Raw genomic sequence first — 25,151 nt, forward strand, 5'->3', positions numbered from 1 at the left:
TTCGTTGGTCTATCAAAAATTTGCACCGAATGCGGATAAGTTAAAGTTAACTCAAGGGATGTTGCATCATTTAATTGAAACTGTGTCTAAAGCAGTTTTTTTGTCCATTCCGGCATTGGGTAAAAAGCGGGGGGATTTTTATTCCGGCAGTGTACATTCAGGCTGAGCCTTCGGCTCGGTCACCGGTAACGTGACCTTTACGATATCGTGTTCAACAGGAGGCTCATACAAAGGGCGAAAACATACTATTCTGACTTTTTTGTTATTAATGCTAATACAGTGGCAAGTATTACGGACTATTTGGATGTAGCGTTTTTAGCAATTTGTAAGCGTTAAAATTTACTGAATAAAAAACCGCACTTTTAAAGTGCGGTTTTTTATTCAGTAAATTGTTTCATTAATTGAGTCATTTTGTTGCAGTTTTTCTGAAAACTTCGACAATATGGACAGATTATTAAATGAGTCTTGAGACTGACTTTTTCTTGTAAATTTAGTTTCCTCTCTTTTGAGTCAGAAATAAGCTTGGTTGCTTGTTTACAATTCATTTTATTCTCCGGTTGTTAAAATTTTTGATAGACATTGTTGCAGTTGTAATCTGGCTCTATATAGTAGGGTATGCAGATTTTCTCGGCTGATATCAATGGTTCGACAAATTTCTTCTGAAGATATATCTAAATATTCTCTCATCATAAAAACTCGACTTTGTCTTGCTGGTAATTTAGTCAAACAAGCTTCAAATAATAACCAGAATTCATCTGAATAAACAGTATTTTCTTGCCAGTCAAGAGGAGAATATTCCATTTTCCAATGTCCTTGGCTATCAAAAAAATTATTATCCTCTTCAGATGTCAGCTCACTTTCTACTATATATCGTTCTTTCTTTCGAAGAAAATCAATAAGCTTATTTTTTAAAATTGCGAAAAACCACGTTTTTAATGCAGCTTTACGTTTAAATTTATCAATATTTTTGACCGCACTCAAGAGAGTTTCTTGCACAATATCTTCTGCTTGAGCTGAATCTTGTAATTGAAGACGTGCAAACTTCAACATTTGTTCTCTGATTTCCGCAAGTTGTTCCGATGAAACTAGAGAATTTATTTGATTTTTTGACATTTTATGATTTGTATAAAAAAGTGAAAAATTTTGTAAGAATTTTTGCCTTACAACGACTAATACAATGTGAAGAGTATTTTCACACAATGCAATTTACATTTAATTTTAACTAAAAGGAAAACATAATGAAATCTTTAAATTCTAAACTCAAAGTATTTTTTCTTACTGTCGCAGTTTCTACTTTTACTTCCAGTGTAGCAATGGCAGAAATGAAAGTTGAAAATATGTCCGAAAAGAAAATGATGGATTCCGGCATAAAACACGAACATATGGAGAAAGGTACTATGATGAAATCTGATATGAAAGCGGAAAAAATGGATGATATGAACTCCAAACCGATGAAAAAGAAAAAAGGAATGATGATGGAGCAGACAAGCAAGGATAAAATGTAACTTATGATTTGTTAACGACAGCTTTAAATGGCTGTCGTTAAGAAAAAAATAATAGTTATTTTTTAACTAAAAGAGATATCATATGAAATATAGAAAATTAATTTTAATTTTGAGCCTACTTGGTGGGATTAATCCACTAGATATTGCTGTTGCAAATAATATGTTTATAGGAGGAGAAAATATGAATATTACGAATAAGTCACAAGAGAATCTACAAGAAATTTATTTGGCAGGTGGGTGTTTTTGGGGTGTCGAAGCCTATATGGAAAAAATAAATGGTGTCAAAGATGCACAATCTGGGTATGCTAATGGTAAAACTACACAGACCAATTATCGTATTATTGGACAAACAGATCACGCAGAAACAGTGAAAGTGGTATATGATGCCAATAAAATTTCATTGGATAAGCTATTGAAATATTATTTTAGAATAATTGATCCTACTAGCATTAATAAACAAGGTAATGATCGTGGGCGTCAGTATCGCACAGGTATTTATTATCAAAATGAACACGACAAAAATATTATTCTACAAGCAATAAAGCTTCAACAGGAAAAATATAAAGAAAAAATTCAAGTAGAAGTTCAATCATTAGAAAACTATATTCCGGCGGAAGAATATCATCAAGATTATTTAAAGAAAAATCCTAATGGTTATTGTCATATTGATTTAAATTTGGCTGATCAAATTATTATTGATCCAGCCGACTACCCTAAACCAGATGACTCAGAATTAAAAGCGAAATTAACACCGCTACAATATAGCGTGACACAAAATAAAAATACAGAACATTCGTTTAGTAATGAATATTGGGATAATTTTCAGCCTGGTATTTATGTTGATGTGACGACCGGCGAACCATTGTTTACTTCTGCGGATAAATATGACTCAGGTTGTGGCTGGCCGAGTTTTACCAAACCGATAATCCCTGAAGTCGTGAATTATAGTAATGATACAAGTTTTAATATGGTTCGAACAGAAGTATTAAGCCGTAGCGGTAAAGCTCATTTAGGACACGTTTTTGAAGATGGACCAAAAGATAAAGGTGGCTTACGTTATTGTATTAATAGTGCTTCAATTAAATTTATTCCGTTAGATAAAATGGAAGAGGAAAATTATGGTTATTTAACTCATTTAGTAGAAGGGAAATAAATGTTTGAACAACATATCTTAGTTAGTAGTGTTTTTCTATCTGGTTTAGTGTCTTTTTTATCGCCTTGTATTTTTCCGATTATTCCAATTTATTTTAGTATTTTAGCTAAAAATGGTAAAAAAACTTTAAATACATTGTTATTTATATTTGGATTATCATTAACATTTATTAGTTTAGGATTTAGTTTTGGACTCTTAGGTAATCTATTATTTAATGATACAACTCGAATTATCGCCGGTATTATTGTTATTATATTGGGGGTACAACAGTTAGGTATTTTTAAAATTGGGTTGCTAGAGCGAACAAAATTGATTGAAATCAAGACGGATAATAGAAATTCGGCGATTCAATCTCTTGTATTAGGATTAACATTTAGTCTTGGATGGACGCCTTGTATCGGACCTATTCTAGCAACGGTGTTAACATTATCTGGAGATGAAGGGACGGCACTATATGGTGCAGGAATGATGCTTGTATATGTATTAGGTCTATCTACACCTTTTGTTTTATTCTCCTTTCTTTCAGAGAATATTCTGAAAATAACAAAAAAATTAAATAATCACTTAAATAAATTTAAGATTATAGGTGGGATTCTTATTATCTTTATGGGTTTTTTATTAATGACAAATAAATTTGATTTATTTATATAATATCTTATAGGAGAACAGATATGAAAAAATTATTTATATCAATAATACTTTTATTTAGTATGACTTCTTTTGCAAAAGAGAATATTAATCTTTCTGGAATTCAACTTAAAGATCTGAATAACGATACTGTAACACTCGATCAATATCACGGAAAAAAAGTTTACCTTAAAGCTTGGGCTTCCTGGTGTCCGATTTGTTTAGCTGGCTTGGATGAAATTGAGCAATTAAGTATTGACAAAAACAAAAAATTTGAAGTCGTGACTATTGTATCTCCTGGGCATAAAGGGGAAAAAATGACTGAACAATTTATTGAATGGTATAACGGGTTAGAATATAAAAATATTACTGTGCTTTTGGATGAACAAGGTGAAATTATAAAAACTGCAGGTATAAGAGGGTATCCTTCAAGTTTAATTTTAGATGAAAATTTAGATGTAATTAAAACTATTCCTGGCCATTTAGGTGTAGAGCAAATTAACTCTTATATAAAATAATAAATTAATATCCGATAAAATCTTATCAGATATTTTATGTTATTAATAAATATTCCCTTAACTTACCCAAAGCCTGTTTTGCGTCGGATATACCTAAATCGTACATTGCTCGAATTTTATTCGGATCTTTTTCGAGACGATGAATCGGCAATGTTTTCGATGGGCGGATGACGAAAATTTCTTGTCGTTCGTTTAATCGGATAATTTCTTCAATTCGTTGATTGTATTCAAGATAACGATTTTTCAATTTGTTCGCCAAAGCAGGTTTATTTCGATAAAAGGCATCAATCAAAAAATGGCCGGATGGTTTTTTGCGATAATCCAACGGGCGGGTGAGAATAACGATGATTTTATCATAGCCCAAGGTTTGACATTGACCGAGCGGAATACTGTCGGCGATTCCGCTGTCGAGATATTTTTGTCCGTTGATTTCCACCGGTTTTGAAACGAAAGGCATTGCCGAAGTAGCGCGTAAGGTTTCCATTTGCGCAAAAACATCGGTAATTTTCACATATTCGGCTTGACCGCTGTCCACATTCGTTAATGTTACATAGAAATCGATACCGGCATTTTTAAATGCTTCGTTATCAAAAGGATCCAAGCTAAACGGAATGGTGTAGAAGGCAAAATCTTTATTCACGTGCCGGTCGTCAGCCAGCTGCGCAAGCCGAGATAACGTTTATCGTTCAAATATTTCAGGTTATAACGAATCGCTCGTCCACGCTGTTCGGACGGAAAATTCGCGCCGAATAAAGTGCCCGCCGAAACGCTGACGATACCGTCAACGGGAAGTCGTTCGTCTAAAAATACATCTAATACGCCGGCGGTGAACATTCCGCGCATTGCACCGCCTTTACTAAGCCGACTTTCATTCTTTCTTCCTTCCGATAAGGCTTATCATCGGTGTTCGATTCAATAAATCATAAAATTACACTATAATAACGCGTTATTTTACCAATTAGGAACGCGAAATGAAAATAGCACTCGGAATAGAATATAACGGAAAAAATTATTTTGGCTGGCAGCGCCAAGAGCGCGTAAGGAGCGTACAAGCCGAATTAGAGAAAGCCATTTCTTGCGTCGCGAACGAAGAATGTCAAATTTTCTGTGCCGGACGAACGGATTCCGGTGTGCACGCCACCGGACAAGTGATTCATTTTGAAACCAATGCGGTTAGACCGGAAAAAGCGTGGAGTTTTGGCGTGAATGCCAATCTGCCGGATGATATTGCCGTGACTTGGGTGAAAGAAGTGGACGCGGATTTTCACGCACGTTTTAGCGCCACGGCGCGTCGTTACCGTTATATCCTTTACACGAATAAACTACGTTCCGCCATTTTATCGGAAGGTATCACGCATTATCATTTGGATTTGGATCACGAATTAATGCACCAAGCGGGGCAAGCTTTGTTGGGGGAGAACGATTTTTCTTCTTTTCGCGCGGCGCAGTGTCAATCGCATACGCCTTGGCGCAACGTTCATCATTTAAATGTCAGCCGTCAAGGAAATTACATTATCGTCGATATTCAAGCGAATGCTTTTGTGCATCATATGGTGCGTAACATTGTCGGCAGTTTGCTGGAAGTGGGAAACGGCAATCAACCGGTGGATTGGATCGCGTGGTTATTGGCAAAAAAAGACCGCACTTTGGCGGCACCGACGGCAAAACCGGAGGGATTATACTTGGTAGATGTGATCTATCCGGAGCGTTTCGCATTGCCGTCTCATCATTTAGGCCCGCTGTTTTTGGCAGATTAATCGGGCGACGCACGTCAGACCTTTAGTGCTGGCATATTATGCCGAATTATGGTCTAATACTCGGAATTTTCCCGTTGATAAAAAAGGTTAAAAATGAGCTGGATTGATCGAATTTTTAGTAAAAACACTTCCTCAGGTTCGCGTAAAGCGAATGTTCCCGAAGGTGTGTGGACAAAATGTACGTCTTGCGAACAAGTGCTTTATCGCGATGAATTAACCCGCAATTTAGAAGTCTGCCCGAAATGCGGACATCATATGCGTATTGACGCCAGAGTGCGCCTGTTAGCGTTATTGGATAAAGACAGCGCACAAGAAATCGCCGCAGAGTTGGAACCGAAAGACGTTTTAAAATTCAAAGATTTAAAAAAATATAAAGATCGCCTTTCCGCCGCACAAAAAGAAACCGGCGAAAAAGATGCATTGATTGCTTTATTCGGCACCTTATACGGAATGCCGGTCGTCACTGCAGCGTCTAATTTCAGCTTTATGGGCGGTTCAATGGGATCTGTGGTCGGCGCAAAATTTGTCAAAGCGGCAGAAAAAGCCATTGAAGAAAATTGCCCGTTCGTTTGTTTCTCCGCAAGCGGCGGCGCGCGGATGCAAGAAGCTTTGATTTCATTAATGCAAATGGCGAAAACTAGCGCGGTATTAGCCAAAATGCGCGAAAAAGGCGTACCGTTCATTTCCGTGTTAACGGATCCGACGTTGGGCGGTGTATCGGCGAGTTTCGCAATGCTCGGCGACATTAATATCGCCGAACCGAAAGCGCTTATCGGCTTTGCCGGCCCGCGCGTGATCGAACAAACCGTGCGCGAAAAATTACCGGAAGGATTCCAACGCAGCGAATTTTTATTGGAAAAAGGCGCTATCGATATGATTGTAAAACGTGCCGATATGCGTGATACCTTAGCAAGTTTAATTGCGAAACTTTGCCACAAACCTTCACCTTTTGTTGAAGCGGAATTAGTTGAAGAAACATTGAAATATGAATAATTCCTCAACTCAATTACAAGCCACTTCCTCGCTTGAGGAGTGGCTTTCTTATTTAGAAAACGGTCATTTCAAAGCCATCGATTTAGGCTTAGATCGCATAAAAGCCGTGGCGCAAGAATTGGATTTATTGCATCCTGCTTCTTTTATCATCACGGTAGGCGGCACAAACGGAAAGGGAACGACCTGCAAATTGCTGGAAACCCTATTAATCAATGCAGGATACCGCGTCGGCGTGTATTCTTCACCGCATTTGATTCGTTATAACGAACGAGTTCGTATTCAAAACCAAGAACTTGATGACGAGTTACATTGTCACGCGTTTGATTTTATCGAACGCCGAAAAACACAATCTTTGACCTATTTTGAATATAGCACCTTGGCGGCGTTGTATTTGTTTAAACAGGCGCAATTAGACGTAGTGATTTTAGAGGTCGGACTCGGCGGACGTTTAGATGCCACCAATATCGTGGATAACCATATGGCAATTATCACCGGTATTGATATTGATCACACGGAATTTTTAGGTTCTACGCGCGAAGCTATCGGTTTTGAAAAAGCCGGCATTTTTCGCGAAGGACGCCCTGTGATTATCGGCGATCCGACGGCGCCCGTTTCAATGTTAGAACACGCGAAAAAGCTACATTGTCGCGTCTTTTGTCGTGATAAGGATTGGCAATTTTCCGCGCAAAAAGATAGTTGGAGCTGGTTTAATTACGAAAAAGTGCGGTGGAAAAGTTTACCGATTCCGCAAATTCCGTTGGCAAATGCGGCGACCGCGCTTGCTGCAGTTGCTTGTTTACCTTTTCCGATTTCCGATGAAATTATCGTGCAATCCTTAACAGAAGCGGAATTGACCGGACGTTTTCAACGGATTAAAACGGAAAAATTAACCCGATTAGCCGCGCGTTGCCACAAGTCGGTTGAGGAATTGCCGCAAATTATTATTGATGTCGGACATAATCCGCAAGCAGCGCGTTATTTGGCGGAAAAAATCACCGCACTTCGTGATGAAACGGCAGGAAGAATCCACGCTGTGTGCGGCATTTTGAAAGATAAAGATGCCGAAGGCGTGCTTTCGCCATTATTGCCACTGATAGATGCTTGGCATTGCGTGACGCTAGGCGGCTATCGCGGGCAAACGGGTGCCGAATTGAATGCTAAATTACGCCAAGTCGCCGAATCTTGTCACCAAGCCGTTCAAACGGAAAATCAAGATAGCGTGCGAGACGGCGTGTTAGCAGCGATTGCGCAAGCGAAGAAACAAGATTGCATTTTAATTTTCGGTTCCTTCCATACGGTCGGCGAATTTCTTGAAATGCTATCGGAAGAATGAGGAAAAGTGCGGTGAAAAAACCGAACTTTTTTTAGAGCTTATTTTTACTTAGATTCAAGCGCCAAATGTTCCGCCGAATTAACGGTATCTAATATAAAACGTCCGTTGATTTCGCCTTCGTTTTGTTCATAACGAACGACATTAATCGCCGTATTTAATAAGGACGGAACACGTTGATTTTCGCGGTGATTTTGCCAAGTGGAACCGTCGAATAACGCTAATAATAAGCGTAATGTATGACCGTGGGAAACGATCAAAATATTACCCGAATGATGAACCGCGATAATATCGCGAATGGCGTTCATCGCGCGTTCGGCAAGTTCGCCATATGTTTCGCCGCCGTTGATTTCTGCGGTGTAACGTGCAGGATCGTTAAGCATTTGTTGAAATTCCGGCGTATGACGAATGGTATCGACGAGCATTCCTTCCCACGAGCCGAAAAAATGTTCGTTTAATCCGCAATGTTGGAACAGCGGAATGTTTCTTGTGCCGATAATATGTTTTGCCGTATCAATGGTGCGTTGCAATACGCTGGAATAGGCGGCGGTGAAATCGATATGTTTTAATGCCTCGCCGGTTAATTTCGCGCCGCGAATACCTTCTTCCAACAAGGGAGAATCACCGCGTCCTTGCAATAAACGTTGATCGTTCCACAGCGTGCGTCCGTGTCGAATTAAATAAAAAGTGAGTTGTTTTTTCATCCTGTTTTCCTCATTTATAGTAACGGACTGAACAAAAAGAATAAGCGTTCGATGACGCGATGATAAACCGGACGCTTGATCCAAGTTTTATAGTCTAATTGTGTCGAACCGTTTAAATAATTTTCTTGTAATAGGGTAATTTCATTGGCGAACGCTAAATCTTCCACCACCATTGTCACTTCAAAATTCAGCAAAAAGCTGCGCATATCCATATTCACCGTGCCAACCAACGCCAAACGATTATCCACCAAAACGCTTTTGGTGTGCAGCAAACCTTTCTCGAATTTATAAATTTTCACACCGGCGGCGAGTAAATCGTCGAAAAAGGTGCGACTTGCCCAACCGACCATTAGGGAATCGTTTTTCTTCGGCAGAATCAAAGTGACTTCGACACCGCGCAGCGCCGCAAGGCGTAAGGCTTCGGCGATATTGTGGCTCGGCACGAAATAAGGCGAGGTGATAGTGATACTTTTACGCGCGGAAAAAATCGCCAGTGAAAGCGATTGTGCCATTAAATCGTCGGGAAACCCCGGTCCGGTCGCTAAAATTTGTACCGCGTGAGAATTATTGGTTTCGATCGGCAACAAAGGGCAGTCGGGCTGTTGCAGCGGTAGCGCTTGATTGGTTTCGATTTCCCAATCCCACGCGTGTAAACCGTTCAATACGGAAGAAACCGGCCCGTCGATACGCACCATAATATCCACCCATTTTCCGACGTGGCTGTCTTGTTTGAAATATTGCGGATCGACCATATTCATACTGCCCGTATAAGCGATTTGATTATCGATCACAATAATTTTTCGGTGCTGACGTAAATCAATGCGGCTAAAAAACATTCGCAGCAGATTAACGTGCAAAGTTTCCGTAATCGCAATGCCTTGTTGTGTCATTTCGCGATAATTTGCGCTTTTGAAAAACGGGCGGCTGCCGACGCTGTCCAGCAAAATATTTACCTCGACGCCGCGCCGACGTGCGTCGATCAGCGCTTGTTGCACCTGATCAACCAATCCGCCGTTCGCCCAAATATAAAACACCATATTGACGGAACGGCGCGCGGCTTGAATATCTTTCACGATACCGGCGATAATGCTTTCCGGCGTGTCTAAAATATGCAACTCATTGCCTAATATGCAAGGAATATGTAAACGCTTTTGGGCTAAATCGAACAGCGGGCGATAAAGTAGAGTATTGTGCGTATTGATAAGATGATCGCATTGGGAAAAATCTTCGAACCAGCGAAGGAATTTCGGCTGCAAGGCACGAAAACGCGCTGCACGGTGCGATCCTAATTTGATTTCGCCGAAAATCAAATAGGCGATAATTCCCACAATCGGGACTAAATAAATCACCATCAACCAAGATAACGTGGCGGAAACCGATTGTTTTTTGACAATCAACCGCATTGTAATCGAAATGGTCAAGATCCAAATAATGACCGGAATAATGTATGCTATAATTTGTTCAATCGTAAAACTCATTGATTTTTAACCGCACTTAAAGACGTTCCGACTATGCAACCTATTGATATCGTTTATCGCCACAAGGATTTTATTGTCATCGATAAACCTTGCGGAATGAGCGTACATAAAGATGATCAAGACATCGGTTTAACCACGCTCGTCGCCGACCGACTTAGTTTACCACAAGTTTGGCTGGTTCACCGCTTGGATAAGGTCACATCAGGGCTATTAATTTTAGCATTGAATGAAAATGCCGCCGCTTATTTATCGCAACTTTTCGCGCAACATTCGATTCAAAAGACCTATCTCGCGCTTTCCGTTCACAAGCCGAAAAAGAAACAAGGCTTGATTGTCGGCGATATGGAAAAAGCACGGCGCGGTGCGTGGAAATTGTGTCCGACGAAACAAAATCCGGCGATTACGCGTTTTCATTCCGTCAGTTGCGAACCGAATTTGCGTCTGTTCGTATTGAAACCGCAAACGGGCAAAACGCATCAGTTGCGCGTTGCAATGAAAAATTTAGGCAGCCCGATTTTGGGCGACGAATTATACGGCGGAAACGCGGAAAAATCCGACCGCACTTATTTGCACGCTTATCAATTAACCTTTCAATATCAAAACGAACCGATTTCTTTACGCGTAATGCCGAAGTGCGGTGAGTTTTTTCAACGAAATTCCGTAATACAGGGGATTTTATCCGTATAAATCTATAATATTTAATAAACTTTATAATAAAAACGTGATTTTTTAACTAGTTAGTATTATTATTGATGACATTTTTTAAGAACGAATTGAATTTTCAGAAATCAACAGAGGACAGGTATGCAAAACCTAACAGAAATTACGGAACAGGCGAAAAAGGCGATCGCTGAATTGCACGATAAAAGCCTTGAAGCACTGGATGCCGTTCGCGTCGAGTATTTCGGTAAAAAAGGGCACTTCACCCAATTAATGCAAGGTTTACGCGACGTGGCGGCGGAAGAACGTCCGCTTATCGGCGCGAAAATTAACGAAGCCAAACAAGCAGTATTGGATATTTTAAACGCGAAAAAAGCCGAATGGGAACAAGAAGCTCTAAACGCGCAATTAGCGAAAGAAAGCATCGATGTCAGTTTGCCCGGACGTAAAACCGAATTGGGCGGTTTGCATCCTGTTTCCATCACCATTGCACGCGTGGTGAAATTCTTCTCTAATTTAGGTTTTACCGTGGAAATCGGCCCGGAAGTGGAAACCGATTATTACAACTTCGATGCCTTAAACATTCCGGCGCATCATCCTGCGCGTGCTGATCACGATACTTTCTGGTTTGACGCACAACGTTTATTAAGAACGCAAACCTCCGGCGTTCAAATTCGGACAATGGAAAAAATGCGCCCGCCGATTCGTATTATGGCGCCGGGTCGTGTTTATCGTAACGATTACGATCAAACCCATACGCCGATGTTCCACCAAATCGAATTGCTTTATGTGGATAAAAAAGCCAATTTCACCGAATTAAAAGGCTTATTACACGACTTTTTACGCGCATTCTTCGAAGAAGATTTACAAGTGCGTTTCCGTCCGTCTTATTTCCCGTTTACCGAACCATCCGCCGAAGTGGATGTAATGGGGAAAAACGGCAAATGGTTGGAAGTGTTGGGCTGCGGTATGGTTCACCCGAACGTATTACGCAATGTGGGCATTGATCCGGAAGAATACAGCGGTTTCGCCGTCGGTATGGGCGTAGAGCGTTTAACAATGTTACGCTACAACGTCACGGATTTACGTTCGTTTTTTGAGAATGACTTACGCTTCTTGAAACAATTTAAATAAGATTCAACCATTTTTAGAGAGATAATCAATGAAATTCAGTGAATTATGGGTGCGTGAGTGGGTTAATCCGGCAGTGAGCACCGAACAATTATGCGAACAAATTACAATGCTCGGCTTGGAAGTGGACGGCGTTGAGAAAGTCGCGGGCGATTTTTCCGGCGTAGTGGTCGGCGAAGTAGTGGAATGTGCGCAACATCCCGACGCGGATAAATTACGCGTGACCAAAGTGAATGTCGGCGCGGATCGTTTATTAGATATCGTATGCGGCGCACCGAATTGCCGTCAAGGATTAAAAGTCGCCTGTGCCGTGGACGGTGCGTTATTACCCGGCGATTTCAAAATTAAGAAAACCAAATTGCGCGGACAACCTTCCGAAGGAATGTTGTGTTCCTACAGCGAATTAGGCATTTCCGACGATCACAGCGGCATTATCGAACTTCCTACCGATGCGCCTATCGGTACGGATTTGCGTGACTATTTAAAATTAGATGATCGGAGTATCGAAATCAGCTTAACGCCGAACCGCGCCGATTGTTTGAGTATTGCAGGTATTGCGCGCGAAATCGGTGTGGTTAACCAAGCGGAAGTGATTGCACCGCAAATCAACAAAGTTAACGCAACGATTGCCGATAAAGTGGAAATCGACGTTTCCGCACCGGAAGCTTGCCCGCGTTATTTATTGCGTAAAGTCAAAAACGTCAATGTCAATGCGCCGACGCCGGTTTGGATGAAAGAAAAACTTCGTCGTTGCGATATTCGTTCGATTGATCCGATTGTGGATATTACCAATTATATTTTGTTGGAATTAGGTCAACCGATGCACGCCTTTGACGCGGACAAAATCGCACAGCCGGTACAAGTGCGTATGGCGAAAGAAGAGGAAGAACTCGTTTTATTAGACGGTTCCACCGCAAAATTACAACCGAATACTTTATTAATCGCCGATCAAAAAGGGCCGCTTGCAATGGCGGGAATTTTCGGCGGCGAAGCCAGCGGCGTGAATGCGCAAACCAAAGACGTAATTCTTGAAGCGGCGTTTTTCGCACCGTTAGCCATTACCGGTAGAGCCAGACAATACGGTTTACATACCGATGCTTCTCACCGTTTTGAGCGCGGGGTCGATTTTGAGCTGCAACACAAAGCGATGGAAAGAGCGACCGCACTTTTATTAGAAATCTGCGGTGGGGAAGCCGGTGAAATTTGTGAAGCGGTCAGCGAAGCGCATTTACCGAAAGTGAAACAAGTAACATTACGCCGTCACAAATTGGATCAATTATTAGGTCATCATATCGAAACCGAAACGGTTACGGATATTTTCACCCGTTTAGGTTTACCGGTCAGTTATGAAAATGACGTTTGGACGGTAACTTCCGCAAGTTGGCGTTTTGATATTGAAATCGAGGAAGATTTAATCGAAGAAGTCGCCCGAATTTACGGTTACAACGACATTCCGAACAATGCGCCGTTGGCACATTTGCAAATGAAAGAGTTGCCGGAAAAATTGTTAGATATGGTGCGCGTTCGTACTGCATTTGTGGACAGCGATTATCAAGAAATCGTTTCTTATAGTTTCGTTGATCCGGAAGTGCAAGAATTGCTACATCCGGAGCAAGAAGCCTTAGTTTTACCAAACCCGATCTCGCGCGAAATGTCTGCAATGCGCTTATCTTTATTACCGGGCTTATTAACAACCGTAGCGTATAACCAAAACCGCCAACAAAGCCGCGTGCGCTTGTTTGAATGCGGATTACGTTTCGTACCGGATAGCCAAGCGGAAAGCGGCGTGCGTCAAGAATTCGTTATCGGCGCGGCGATTGTCGGGGATAAACGTCCGGTGCATTGGGAACACAAGAGCGAAAATGCGGACTTCTTCGATCTGAAAGGAGACTTGGAGCGTATTTTATCCTTAACAAAAGCTGGAAATCAGCTCCGTTTTGTTGCAAAATCATATGCAGCGTTGCATCCGGGGCAATCTGCAGCAATTATGCTCGACGGCAAAGAAATCGGCTTTATCGGTACCGTTCATCCGAAAGTCGTTCAACAATTAGGTTTATCAGGTAAACCGGTTGTGTTCCAAATCGAGTGGACTGCCATTGTTGAGCGCAATGTACCTGCGGCGAAAGAAATTTCCCGTTTCCCTGCCAATAAACGCGATATCGCCGTGGTATTGGATAGTGCGACACCGGCGGGAGACGTGCTGGAAGCTTGTCGTCGCGCAGGCGGACAACGTTTAATTAATGTCAGCTTATTTGACGTTTATCAAGGTGCGAATTTACCGGAAGGTAAGAAAAGTTTAGCGTTAAGTTTAACTATCCAAGACACTGAGAAAACGCTGGAAGAAAAAGATATAAATGCGGTAATTTCTGTTGTATTATCCGAGTTAGAACAACGTTTTAATGCATACTTAAGAGATTAAATTATGACACTGACCAAAGTAGAACTCGCCGGAAGCTTAATTGAGAAACACAATTTAAATAAACGCGATGCCAAAGTATTGGTTGAGAGTTTTTTTGAAGAAATTCGAATTGCGCTGGAAAACGGTGAAGACGTAAAATTATCGGGTTTCGGTAATTTCGAATTGCGCGACAAAGCTTCCCGTCCGGGACGAAATCCGAAAAACGGCGATATCGTTCCCGTTTCCGCCAGACGCGTGGTTGTGTTCAAACCGGGTCAGAAATTACGCGCCAGAGTAGAGAAAACCAAACCAAAAGGTTAATTTTCTTATCCGAATCAACCTTGTCCGTACCTGTCTTGCGGACAAGGTTATTTTCCTATTCCAAGAGGGAAAGCCAATGCGTTTAATGAAAATTCTATTCACGATTAGCTGCATTGCTTTTTTAGCGGCGTGTTCGTCAAGTCCTCGTTATTCTTCCATAAAATACAAAGGTCAATTAAACGATCCCATAATGGTTATCGCCTTATTAAGCGAACAACAATACGAATGGGCGGGGACGCCTTATGTTTTAGGCGGGCAAAGTCGTCGCGGCGTGGATTGTTCGGGTTTCGTGCAAATGACGTTTATGGATCGTTTCGGTATTCGACTGCCGAGAACTACCGCGGAACAAGCTAATCACGGTCAAAAAGTGAGTAAAAGCGATATTCAAACCGGAGATTTGGTTTTCTTCAAAACCGGACGCGGGCCGAACGGTTATCACGTCGGCATTTATGTTAAAAACGATCAATTCTTACACGCATCCACAAAAGGCGGGGTGATTTATTCTTCGATGAACAGCCCGTATTGGCAAAAAGCCTATTGGCAAACGAGACGAATTTAAGGTGACAATAATACAAAAGTGCGGTGATAAACTTATGATTTTTTCACCGCACTTTGTTTATGACCCGAATTAATTCACTTTTTTAATTTGAATCAAATCGGCATTACTGAAATCCTGCGCATCATCTTCGTCGTCAAGCAATAAAGGCGCAGTCGGCAGATCCGCTTTATCAAATGCGATATCGCCTTCCACGCCGTCAAGCGCTTGTCCGTGGCGAATGTTTTTAAAATCAAATAGTTGATTATCGCATAAATGCGACGGCACGATATTTTGCATCGCGCTGAACATTGTTTCGATTCTACCCGGATAAAGGCGATCCCACGTTTGCAGCATTTCTTTGACCACTTGGCGCTGCAAATTCGGCTGAGAACCGCATAAATTACAAGGAATAATCGGAAATTCTTTTGCCGCCGCGTATTTTTCAATGTCCTTTTCTTTGCAATAGGCAAGCGGACGAATCACAATTTGCTTGCCGTCATCGCTCATTAATTTCGGCGGCATCGATTTCAATTTGCCGCCGTAAAACATATTTAAGAACAGCGTTTCTAACATATCGTCACGATGATGTCCCAAGGCAATTTTTGTCGCGCCGAGTTCCGTTGCGGTGCGGTATAAAATCCCGCGACGTAAACGCGAGCAAAGAGAACAAGTGGTTTTGCCTTCCGGAATTTTTTCTTTCACGATACCATAAGTATTTTCTTCCACGATTTTGTATTCCACGCCGATACTTTCCAAATATTCCGGCAAAATATGTTCCGGAAATCCCGGTTGTTTTTGATCCAAATTCACCGCCACAATATCAAAATGCACCGGCGCATTGAGGCGTAAATTTAACAAAATATCAAGTAACGTATAACTGTCTTTCCCGCCGGATAAACAGACCATCACCTTATCGCCGTCCTCAATCATATTAAAATCCGCAATGGCATTGCCCACATTACGGCGTAAACGTTTTTGTAACTTATTGAAATTATAGGTTTGTTTTTTTTCTTTTGCGGTTTGAACGCTGCTATTTTCCGTCATTGTAAAAATCCATAAAATAAAAGTCTGCGTATAGTAAGGCTTAATGAGATTTTTGCCAATAGAAATGTCGGAAAGTGCGGTTTTTTCTTAATCATAATTGCCTGTGTTTTACATTTGTTTTACAATAGATTTAAATTCTAAGGAGAAACTATGGCAAACTTAAATATTCGTATTGATGAAGCAATCAAACAACAAGCATTTTTGGCTTTTGATAACTTAGGTATAACACCATCTGATGCTATTCGTGCATTTTTAGCCTATGTTGCGGACACCGGAAAAATGCCAATTAAGCAAATTATTGTGTCTGAAGAAGATGCCGATTTATATGAAATCGTAAAAAAACGCTTAAACGAACCGGAAAAAATCAAAAATACGACACTTGATGAGCTTTTCTCATAGGAGATTTTATGGCTTATTCAATTAAAGTTCATAATGATTTTGTGGAAGAATTAAATAAACTCGATCCGGCAATTAAACAACAGTTGCGTAAAAAATTGGATAAAGTCATAGAAAATCCGCATATTCCTAAAAATCGTTTAAGTGGCGAATTACATAATTGCTACAAAATTAAATTAAGAAAAGCGGGTGTTCGCCTTGTTTATCAAGTTAATGATGATGAAATTTATATCTTGCTTTTAACCGTTGGAAAGCGAGAAGATAACGAAGCGTATAACACAGCTTTAACCCGATTATAATGTAGTTCTCCGTGTCATATACCATCAAGAGTTGAAATACCTTTTTGAAAACCCTATAATACAAGAAAGGGCGAACAAATGTCCACCCTTGGTTGGGTTGCTATCTAATGATAGGGGTATCGCCGGCTAGCAACAGAATGATAATTAGGATTAAGAGAATTCTAAAATATCGCACCTATAATCACCTCCTTAGATCGGTAAGATTTGGGAGGATATAGCTAACCCGAGTACCAGTCGGGAAAGCTATATAACACCCGACCAACCGCGAAAAATTCTAACATAAAAGACTGTTTATTTAAACAGTCTTTTTTATCCAACCTTTCCTATCGGCGTACAAAAAACACTCGACATTTGTTTTTTTTTGCTCAAATAAGCCTGTTTTTTAATCTTATCTAAACAGGAGTTTTCTATGCAATTTTCTCGTATTTTTCGTTTAACCGCTTTAGCGGTGATGTGTTTTAGCGGTGTTGTTCAGGCAAGTGGAACTGTGGAGCCGATGTCTTATGATGAGGCAGTAAAGGCTTACGACGCTGAACAATATGATAAGGCGTTTAGAGGATTTTTATATCTAGCTGAACAAGGGGATGCTAAAGCACAATATCGTTTAGGAGGGCATTATTTTTATGGAGATAACCCGGATCATAAACAAGCGCTTTATTGGTATCAAAAAGCAGCTGAACAAGGGCATCTAGAGGCTCAGTTTAGATTGGGATTAGCATATAAAACAGGAACAAAATTAGGAATTACTCAAGATTATAAACAATCATTTTACTGGTATCAAAAAGCCGCTGAGCAAGGTCATTCAACAGCTCAAAGAAGTTTAGGTGTTATGTATTTCGAGGGGCAAGGAGTTAAGCAAAACTATAAACAAGCCGTTTATTGGACTCAAAAGTCGGCTGAACAGGGAGATAGATATGCTCAGAATCTTTTAGGATTTATGTTTGTCAAAGGATTAGGTGTTTCAGCGGATTATAAACAAGCTAAGTATTGGTGGGAAAAATCTGCTGAACAAGGAGTTCCCGACGCTCAATCCAATTTAGGTATGTTGTATTTGAATGGACGAGGTGTGAATAAAGATATTGATAAAGCAAAAGTGCTTTTTAAACAGGCTTGTGATTTTGGTAGTGAAATAGGTTGTAAAACCTATCAGACTTTATCTAAATAATTTTTTTAATCACAGAAGGAAATTTAAACTATGGAAACATTAAATGATCTTTGTGAAATTGCTAAAACTCCTTTGGGTTCAATCTTGTTAGGATTATTTATAGCAATAGTTATATTAACTCTTATGCAAAGATGGTGCAGTAAAAATTCAAAAATAGTGTATTTTGGAGTAATCGGCATTACTGTAATTTGTGATTATTTAGTTGAAGAAAAATTCTTTATAGATCGAACAGATACCTATGAAATTATATGGAGCAATTTTTTAATTAATATTATTTTAAGTATTGTTGGTGTAGTACTTGGTTTTGTAGCGGTAAAACTAACTGGCAAAAAATAACCATTTTTTATTAAAGCACGATTCGTAGATACCATTATAACCGCACTTTAAAAGTGCGGTCATTTTTCCAAACGTTTCCCCAAAAAATCAACTCTACAAGATCCGTCAAAAATCCTGTATAATCGACCGCAGTTTTATGTCTATTTTTCGTGGTGAGATTTTTTAATGCTTGAAACATCACAAACCATTCCCGAATTAGTCTCTTGGGCGAGAGAACGTGAGTTTTCGTTGAATTTGCCCACGGAGCGATTAGCCTTTTTATTGGCGATTGCCATTTATAATAACGAACGCTTGGACGGCGAGATGTTGGAAACGGATCTCGTGGATATTTTCCGTCATATTTCCCAAGCCTTTGAACAAACCCAAGAAACCATTGCCACGCGCGCCAATAATGCGATTAACGAATTGGTTAAACAGCGTTTTTTAAACCGTTTTAGCAGCGAATTTACCGAAGGATTGGCGATTTATCGTTTAACACCTTTGGGTGTGGGCGTGTCCGATTATTATATTCGCCAACGCGAATTTTCCGCCTTGCGTTTGTCCGTGCAGCTTTCCATTGTCGCCGATGAAATTCAACGCGCGTCGGAAGCGGCGGAGGAGGACGGTGATGAACATCATTGGCGTCGTAACGTGTTTGCACCACTTAAATATTCCGTGGCGGAAATTTTCGACAGTATCGATTTTTCCCAACGCGTAATGGATGAAAATCAACAAACCATTAAAGACGAAATTGCGGATTTATTGACCAAAGATTGGCAAGCTGCCATTAGCAGCTGTGAAAAATTATTAGACGAAACTTCCGGCAACTTACGCGAATTACAAGATACCTTAAATGCCGCCGGTGATAAATTACAAGCGCAATTATTGCGTATTCAAGATTGCGTAATCGGGCGCGACGAGTTGTATTTTATCGATCAATTAATTACCGATTTGCAGGCAAAACTCGACCGCATTATCAGCTGGGGACAACAAGCCATTGATTTATGGATCGGTTACGATCGCCACGTTCATAAATTTATCCGTACCGCTATTGATATGGATAAAAATCGCGTCTTTTCGCAACGCTTGCGCAATTCCATTCATCAATATTTTGATGCACCTTGGTTCTTATGGACGACCCAAGCGGATCGTTTAATCGATTTGCGTGACGAAGAACCGAGCTTGCGCGAAGAAGATGCCTTGGGCGAATTGCCGGAGGCTTTGGAATACGAAAGTTTAACCGATTTGCACGATCAAATCGTGGAACGAATGCAAGCCTTATTAGTCGATTATCGCGAGCATCATCGCCCGATTAACCTCAGCCAAGTATTAAAAGAACAATTAGAACATTATCCGTTGTCCCGCCATTTCGACGTGGCGCGCATTATCGTGGATCAAGCCGTGCGTTTAGGAATGGCGAGCGCCGATTTAGCCGGCGTATATCCGCAATGGGAAGCGATCAATCATCGCGGCGCAGAAGTGCAGGCGCATATTATTGATGAATATAAATAACAAGAGAACAACCAATGACAGACAATCTTCAAGATGTAATTTCCGTTAAACTTGCCGCAGCGATTGCCAATCCGCTGTTTCCCGAAGTGGACAGCCGGCTGCGTTCGGGCAAACATATCGGCATTGAAAATTTGGATAATCACGCCTTTTTAATGGATTTTCAAAGCGAACTGGATCTTTTTTATCGCCGTTATAACGTCGAATTGATTCGCGCGCCGGAAGGCTTTTTCTATCTGCGCCCGAAAGCCACGACGTTAATTGCTCGTTCGGTATTGAGCGAGTTGGAAATGTTGGTAGGAAAAGTGTTGTGTTATTTATATTTAAGTCCGGAACGTTTGGCGCAACAGGGCATTTTCACCACGCAAGAAGTTTATGACGAATTGTTGAATCTCGCCGACGAAAGCAAATTATTAAAAGCGGTGAATCAACGTTCTTCCGGCTCGGATTTGGATAAACAAAAATTAGCGGAAAAAGTGCGTGCCGCATTAGGGCGTTTACGCCGTTTAGGAATGATTTATACCGTGGGCGAACCGAACAGCGGAAAATTTACCATCACCGAATCCGTCTTTCGTTTCGGCGCGGAAGTGCGTTCGGGCGATGATCCGCGTGAAGCGCAATTACGCTTGATTCGCGACGGTGAAGCCGCCACGCCGGAATCCTTACAATTAGAAAAAAGTGCGGTGGAAAAAGAACAAGAATCGGAAGAATTTGACGAAATGATGCAAGAAGAAGGGGAAGAATAATGGCGGATGTATTTGAATTGGAAAATGAAACCTTATCCCTTGAAAATGACGAAATGAATATCAAACGGGACGAAACCGACGAGCCGGCAGCGAATTTCGCGCCGCTTAATAACGGCGTCGAACGCGGTAAATTCCGTTCTTTAACCTTAATCAACTGGAACGGCTTTTTCGCCCGCACGTTCGATTTGGACGAATTGGTGACAACGCTTTCCGGCGGAAACGGCGCGGGAAAATCCACCACAATGGCGGGATTTGTTACCGCACTTATTCCTGATCTCACCTTATTGCATTTCCGTAACACCACGGAAGCCGGTTCCACCGGCGGTTCACGCGATAAAGGCTTGCACGGAAAATTGCGTCCTGGCGTGTGTTATGCCGCGTTAGATACGATCAACTCGCGTCATCAGCGCGTGCTGGTCGGCGTGCGTTTGCAACAAATTGCCGGACGAGATAAAAAAGTCGATATCAAAACCTTCTCCGTACAAGGCTTATCTTTATCGCTTAATCCCACCGCCGTGTTCACCGAAACCGTCGGCGAACGCCAAGCGCGCGTGTTGAATTTAAACGAATTAAAAGACAAAATTGAAAATCTCGGCGCGCAATTCAAACAATATCATTCCATTGCGGATTATCACGGAATGATGTTCGATTTGGGGATTATTCCGAAACGTTTACGTTCTTCTTCGGATCGCAGTAAATTCTACAAACTGATCGAAGCCTCTCTTTACGGCGGGATTTCCAGCGCAATCACGCGTTCGTTACGCGATTATTTATTGCCGGAAAATCTCGGCGTGCGCAAAGCATTTCAGGATATGGAAAGCGCCTTGCGCGAAAACCGAATGACCCTTGAAGCGATTAAAGTCACGCAAGCGGATCGCGATTTGTTTAAACATTTAATTACCGAAACCACCAATTACGTTGCCTCCGATTATATGCGCAACGCCAATGAACGTTTGGGCAATATTCAAACCGCACTTTCCTTCCGTCGCGATTGGTATAAAGCCAAATCGGAACAAACCTTGTCGCAACACCGTTTAATCGATTTAAGCCGCGAAGCCGCCGAATTGGGCGAAAACGAGCGAACGCTGGAAATCGATCACCAAAGTGCTGTGGATCATTTGAATTTAGTGCTGAATGCGTTACGCCATCAAGAAAAAATTTCCCGTTATCACGAAGATGTTGCTGCTTTGCGTGAAAAACTGGAAGAACAAAAAATGGCGGTCGAGGAGGCGAACGAACAGCAAGAAGCCGGTCAACGTGATCTTGAACAAATAGAACAGGAAGCCGATCAGTTGCGTAATCAACTGGCGGATTATCAGCAAGCCTTAGATGCGCGCCAAACGCGTGCGTTGCAATATCAACAAGCGATTCAAGCCTTGGAAAAAGCCAAACATTTATGCGGTTTGGCGGATTTAGCCGTGAAAAATGCGGAAGATTATCACGCGGAATTTGAAACCCAAGCGCAAGAAATCACGGAAAAAGTGCTTGATTTAGAACAAAAAATGTCGGTTTCCGAAGCGGCGAAATCGCAATTCGATAAAGCCTATCAATTAGTCTGCCGAATTGCCGGCGAAATGCCGCGTTCCGCCGCGTGGGAAAGCGCAAAAGCCTTATTGCGCGAATATCCGACGCAAAAATTGCAAGCGCAACAAACACCGCAACTTCGCGCGAAATTACACGAATTAGAACAACGCTATGCGCAACAACAAAGTGCGGTGCGTTTATTAAAAGATTTTAATCAACGTGCCGGATTGAGTTTTGAAACGGCGGAGGAGTTAGAAGAATTTTACGCGGAACAAGAAGCCTTGGTCGAACAGTTAAGCGAATCCTTGTCCGATCAAGTGGAACAACGTTCCGCATTGCGCCAAAAACGCGAACAATTAACCGCACTTTACGATGAAAATGCGCGCAAAGCACCGACGTGGTTGACCGCGCAATCCGCCTTGGAACGTTTACAAGAACAAAGCGGCGAGCGATTTTCCGATAGCCAAGACGTGATGAATTTTATGCAGTCGCAGTTGGTGAAAGAGCGGGAATTTACCATTCAACGGGATCAGCTTGAACAACAACGTCGTCAATTAGACGAACAAATTTCCCGCTTAAGCCAACCGGACGGCTCGGAAGATCCGCGTTTAAATATGTTGGCGGAACGTTTCGGCGGCGTATTGTTGTCGGAACTTTATGACGATGTGCCGATTGAAGATGCGCCTTATTTCTCCGCCTTATACGGGCCGGCGCGTTACGCCATTGTAGTGCGCGATTTAAATGCGGTGAAAGAACAGCTGAACGGCTTAGAAGATTGTCCGGACGATTTGTATTTAATCGAAGGGGATCCGAGTGCCTTTGATGACAGCGTATTATCGGCGCAAGAATTGAATTTGGGCGTGGTGGTGCAAGTTTCCGATCGTGAATTGCGCTATTCGAAATTCCCTGAAATTCCGTTATTCGGTCGCGCGGCGCGAGAAAAACATTTGGAAGACTTACAAATTCAACGCGACGAAGTTGCCGAGCAATATGCGCAAAAAGCTTTCGATGTGCAGAAATGTCAACGTTTGCACGAACATTTCAGCCAATTCGTCGGCTTGCATTTAGCCTTGGCGTTCCAACCGAATCCTGAAGAATTAATGGCAGAAATTAATCGTGAACGTAATGAGATCGAACGCGAGTTAAATCAATTCGTCAGCGATGAACAACAGCTACGAATTCAATTAGATAACGCGAAAGAAAAAATTCAGTCATTAAACAAATTGGTGCCGCAATTCGGTTTAATCGCGGATGAAAACTTAATTGATCGCGTGGAAGAATGTCGCGAGCAATTAGATGCAGCGGAACAAGATGAAATTTTCATTCGCCAATACGGCGCAATGTTGGCACAGTTGGAACCGATTGCCTCAACGTTGCAAAGCGATCCGGAAAATTACGACCGCTTAAAAGCGGATTACGAACAACAGGTCGGTTTACAAAAACAAATTCAGCAACGCGTGTTCGCCTTGGCGGATGTGGTTCAGCGCAAAGCGCACTTCGGCTATGAAGATAGCGTCGGCGCGGAAACCTCCGAATTGAACGAACAATTACGCGCACGTTTGGAACAGGTACAAAAACAACGCGAGCAACAACGCGAATTATTGCGTCAAAAACAAGTCAAATTCGCCCAATTCAACCAAGTTTATATTGAATTACGCAGTGCGTTTGACGAAAAAAATAAAGTGTTGAACGAACTAATTGAGGAAATCAGTCAGTTGGGCGTGCGCGTGGATGATGGCGCGGAAGAACGTGCGCGCGAGCGTCGCGACGAGCTTTATCAACAATTATCCAACAGCCGTCAACGCAGAACTTATATTGAAAAACAATTAACCTTAATCGAAAGCGAAAGCGAGAATTTAAGCCGCCGTATTCGTAAAGCGGAACGCGATTATAAAACCCAACGCGAATTAATCGTGGCGGCGAAAGTAAGCTGGTGCGTAGTGTTGCGCCTGTCGCGTAACAGCGATGTGGAAAAACGCCTGCACCGCCGCGAATTGGCATATTTGTCCGCCGATGATTTACGTTCGATGTCGGATAAAGCCTTGGGCGCATTGCGCACGGCAGTGGCGGATAACGAATATTTGCGCGACGCTTTGCGACTTTCCGAAGATAACCGTAAACCGGAGAACAAAGTGCGGTTCTTTATTGCGGTATATCAACATTTGCGCGAACGTATTCGTCAAGACATTATTAAAACCGATGATCCGATCGATGCAATCGAGCAAATGGAAATCGAATTGTCGCGCTTAACCGAGGAATTAACCGGTCGCGAGAAAAAATTAGCGATCAGTTCCGAAAGCGTGGCGAACATTATGCGTAAAACTATTCAGCGCGAACAAAACCGGATTCGTATGTTGAACCAAGGTTTGCAAAATATCGCCTTCGGTCAGGTGAAATCCGTGCGTTTAATGGTGAACATTCGCGATACGCACGCAATGTTGCTTGACGCCTTATCCGGCAATCAAGCGGAATACCAAGATCTATTCAGCGATAATCGAATGACCTTCTCGGAAGCAATGGCGAAACTGTATCAACGCTTAAATCCGCATATCGAAATGGGGCAGCGCACGGCGCAAACCATCGGTGAAGAATTGTTGGATTACCGCAATTATCTTGATCTGGAAGTGGAAGTGTATCGCGGCGCGGACGGCTGGTTGCGCGCGGAAAGCGGGGCGTTATCCACCGGTGAAGCCATCGGTACGGGGATGTCGATTTTATTAATGGTGGTGCAAAGTTGGGAAGAAGAAAGTCGTCGTATTCGCGGTAAAGACATTGTGCCTTGTCGATTATTGTTCCTCGACGAAGCGGCGCGCTTGGATGCCAAATCCATTTCCACCTTGTTTGAACTTTGCGCCCGTTTGGATATGCAATTATTGATCGCCGCACCGGAAAATATCAGTCCGGAAAAAGGGACGACATATAAATTGGTGCGTAAAATTTCGGGTAATCAAGAACAAGTTCACGTTGTGGGCTTACGCGGATTCGGCGCAACGGAATAATATCGTAGTCATAGGGCGTAGAAAATACGCCCTTTATTCAA

Annotated in this window: 24 protein-coding genes and 1 pseudogene; 19 read left to right on the plus strand and 6 right to left on the minus strand. The window is 42.0% G+C overall.

Annotated features, from left to right (window positions below):
• Positions 1–377: 377 nt before the first annotated feature.
• On the minus strand, positions 378–545 hold the full coding sequence (locus CVP04_RS12340) for a zf-HC2 domain-containing protein (protein WP_100295673.1): 168 nt from the start codon (positions 543–545) through the stop codon (positions 378–380).
• Between the two features lies 1 nt (position 546).
• On the minus strand, positions 547–1,113 hold the full coding sequence (locus CVP04_RS01095) for a sigma-70 family RNA polymerase sigma factor (RefSeq protein ID WP_100295722.1): 567 nt from the start codon (positions 1,111–1,113) through the stop codon (positions 547–549).
• A gap of 125 nt (positions 1,114–1,238) precedes the next feature.
• On the opposite strand from CVP04_RS01095, the gene CVP04_RS01100 reads away from it, so the two are divergent.
• The 4 genes from CVP04_RS01100 to CVP04_RS01115 all read left to right on the plus strand — a co-directional run bounded on the left by CVP04_RS01100 (position 1,239) and on the right by CVP04_RS01115 (position 3,803).
• Positions 1,239–1,505, plus strand: a complete 267-nt coding sequence (locus tag CVP04_RS01100) for a hypothetical protein (protein WP_100295674.1) — start codon at positions 1,239–1,241, stop codon at positions 1,503–1,505.
• 160 nt (positions 1,506–1,665) lie between these two features.
• Positions 1,666–2,658: a peptide-methionine (R)-S-oxide reductase MsrB gene (gene msrB, locus CVP04_RS01105; protein WP_100295723.1), complete on the plus strand. Its 993-nt coding sequence runs from the start codon at positions 1,666–1,668 to the stop codon at positions 2,656–2,658.
• On the plus strand, positions 2,659–3,309 hold the full coding sequence (locus CVP04_RS01110) for a cytochrome c biogenesis protein CcdA (protein WP_100295675.1): 651 nt from the start codon (positions 2,659–2,661) through the stop codon (positions 3,307–3,309).
• A 20-nt stretch (positions 3,310–3,329) separates the two neighbouring features.
• Positions 3,330–3,803, plus strand: coding sequence for a redoxin family protein (locus tag CVP04_RS01115; protein ID WP_100295676.1), 474 nt, complete (start codon positions 3,330–3,332; stop codon positions 3,801–3,803).
• Positions 3,804–3,837: 34 nt separating this feature from the next.
• Here CVP04_RS01115 and CVP04_RS01120 read toward each other — a convergent pair.
• Positions 3,838–4,646 (minus strand): annotated as a pseudogene (locus tag CVP04_RS01120) (patatin-like phospholipase family protein).
• Between the two features lie 128 nt (positions 4,647–4,774).
• Between CVP04_RS01120 and truA the strand changes: the two are divergent.
• The 3 genes from truA (at position 4,775) to folC (ending at position 7,886) form a co-directional block, all read left to right on the plus strand.
• Positions 4,775–5,560, plus strand: a complete 786-nt coding sequence (gene truA, locus CVP04_RS01125) for a tRNA pseudouridine(38-40) synthase TruA (RefSeq protein ID WP_100295677.1) — start codon at positions 4,775–4,777, stop codon at positions 5,558–5,560.
• A 93-nt stretch (positions 5,561–5,653) separates the two neighbouring features.
• Complete coding sequence (accD, locus tag CVP04_RS01130; RefSeq protein WP_100295678.1) at positions 5,654–6,553, plus strand: acetyl-CoA carboxylase, carboxyltransferase subunit beta; 900 nt, start codon at positions 5,654–5,656, stop codon at positions 6,551–6,553.
• A complete protein-coding gene (gene folC / locus CVP04_RS01135) occupies positions 6,546–7,886 on the plus strand; it encodes a bifunctional tetrahydrofolate synthase/dihydrofolate synthase (RefSeq protein ID WP_100295679.1) in 1,341 nt (446 codons plus the stop codon). Before accD ends, folC begins: the two co-directional genes overlap by 8 nt.
• Before the next feature lie 44 nt (positions 7,887–7,930).
• Here the strand turns inward: folC and CVP04_RS01140 are convergent, their stop codons facing one another.
• Both CVP04_RS01140 and cls read right to left on the minus strand, forming a co-directional pair.
• Positions 7,931–8,587 (minus strand): histidine phosphatase family protein, encoded by a 657-nt coding sequence (locus CVP04_RS01140; protein ID WP_100295680.1) that lies wholly within the window; start codon positions 8,585–8,587, stop codon positions 7,931–7,933.
• A gap of 14 nt (positions 8,588–8,601) precedes the next feature.
• Entirely contained in the window at positions 8,602–10,065 is a 1,464-nt protein-coding gene (cls, locus tag CVP04_RS01145; RefSeq protein ID WP_100295681.1) for a cardiolipin synthase, read from the minus strand.
• Positions 10,066–10,098: 33 nt separating this feature from the next.
• On the opposite strand from cls, the gene CVP04_RS01150 reads away from it, so the two are divergent.
• The 5 genes from CVP04_RS01150 (at position 10,099) to CVP04_RS01170 (ending at position 15,134) form a co-directional block, all read left to right on the plus strand.
• Positions 10,099–10,752, plus strand: coding sequence for a TIGR01621 family pseudouridine synthase (locus tag CVP04_RS01150; protein ID WP_100295682.1), 654 nt, complete (start codon positions 10,099–10,101; stop codon positions 10,750–10,752).
• Positions 10,753–10,869: 117 nt separating this feature from the next.
• On the plus strand, positions 10,870–11,859 hold the full coding sequence (pheS, locus tag CVP04_RS01155) for a phenylalanine--tRNA ligase subunit alpha (RefSeq protein WP_100295683.1): 990 nt from the start codon (positions 10,870–10,872) through the stop codon (positions 11,857–11,859).
• A 28-nt stretch (positions 11,860–11,887) separates the two neighbouring features.
• Positions 11,888–14,275, plus strand: coding sequence for a phenylalanine--tRNA ligase subunit beta (pheT, locus tag CVP04_RS01160; RefSeq protein ID WP_100295684.1), 2,388 nt, complete (start codon positions 11,888–11,890; stop codon positions 14,273–14,275).
• A gap of 3 nt (positions 14,276–14,278) precedes the next feature.
• Positions 14,279–14,575 (plus strand): integration host factor subunit alpha, encoded by a 297-nt coding sequence (locus CVP04_RS01165; RefSeq protein WP_100295685.1) that lies wholly within the window; start codon positions 14,279–14,281, stop codon positions 14,573–14,575.
• A gap of 76 nt (positions 14,576–14,651) precedes the next feature.
• On the plus strand, positions 14,652–15,134 hold the full coding sequence (locus tag CVP04_RS01170; RefSeq protein ID WP_100295686.1) for a C40 family peptidase: 483 nt from the start codon (positions 14,652–14,654) through the stop codon (positions 15,132–15,134).
• Positions 15,135–15,203: 69 nt separating this feature from the next.
• On the opposite strand, the gene ttcA is transcribed toward CVP04_RS01170, so the two are convergent.
• Positions 15,204–16,157: a tRNA 2-thiocytidine(32) synthetase TtcA gene (gene ttcA, locus CVP04_RS01175; RefSeq protein ID WP_100295687.1), complete on the minus strand. Its 954-nt coding sequence runs from the start codon at positions 16,155–16,157 to the stop codon at positions 15,204–15,206.
• Positions 16,158–16,307: 150 nt separating this feature from the next.
• On the opposite strand from ttcA, the gene CVP04_RS01180 reads away from it, so the two are divergent.
• From CVP04_RS01180 to mukB, 7 genes are all read left to right on the plus strand, one after another.
• Positions 16,308–16,556: a type II toxin-antitoxin system RelB/DinJ family antitoxin gene (locus CVP04_RS01180; RefSeq protein WP_100295688.1), complete on the plus strand. Its 249-nt coding sequence runs from the start codon at positions 16,308–16,310 to the stop codon at positions 16,554–16,556.
• Positions 16,557–16,564: 8 nt separating this feature from the next.
• Complete coding sequence (locus tag CVP04_RS01185; RefSeq protein WP_100295689.1) at positions 16,565–16,852, plus strand: type II toxin-antitoxin system RelE family toxin; 288 nt, start codon at positions 16,565–16,567, stop codon at positions 16,850–16,852.
• A 409-nt stretch (positions 16,853–17,261) separates the two neighbouring features.
• Positions 17,262–18,017, plus strand: a complete 756-nt coding sequence (locus tag CVP04_RS01190) for a tetratricopeptide repeat protein (RefSeq protein ID WP_100295690.1) — start codon at positions 17,262–17,264, stop codon at positions 18,015–18,017.
• Positions 18,018–18,047: 30 nt separating this feature from the next.
• Positions 18,048–18,353 (plus strand): hypothetical protein, encoded by a 306-nt coding sequence (locus CVP04_RS01195; protein ID WP_100295691.1) that lies wholly within the window; start codon positions 18,048–18,050, stop codon positions 18,351–18,353.
• Positions 18,354–18,518: 165 nt separating this feature from the next.
• On the plus strand, positions 18,519–19,844 hold the full coding sequence (mukF, locus tag CVP04_RS01200) for a chromosome partition protein MukF (protein ID WP_100295692.1): 1,326 nt from the start codon (positions 18,519–18,521) through the stop codon (positions 19,842–19,844).
• A 14-nt stretch (positions 19,845–19,858) separates the two neighbouring features.
• Positions 19,859–20,587, plus strand: coding sequence for a chromosome partition protein MukE (mukE, locus tag CVP04_RS01205; protein ID WP_100295693.1), 729 nt, complete (start codon positions 19,859–19,861; stop codon positions 20,585–20,587).
• Positions 20,587–25,110 (plus strand): chromosome partition protein MukB, encoded by a 4,524-nt coding sequence (gene mukB, locus CVP04_RS01210; protein WP_100295694.1) that lies wholly within the window; start codon positions 20,587–20,589, stop codon positions 25,108–25,110. Before mukE ends, mukB begins: the two co-directional genes overlap by 1 nt.
• Positions 25,111–25,151 lie beyond the last annotated feature (41 nt).

The organism is Caviibacterium pharyngocola, assembly GCF_002795405.1.
GTDB lineage: Bacteria > Pseudomonadota > Gammaproteobacteria > Enterobacterales > Pasteurellaceae > Caviibacterium > Caviibacterium pharyngocola.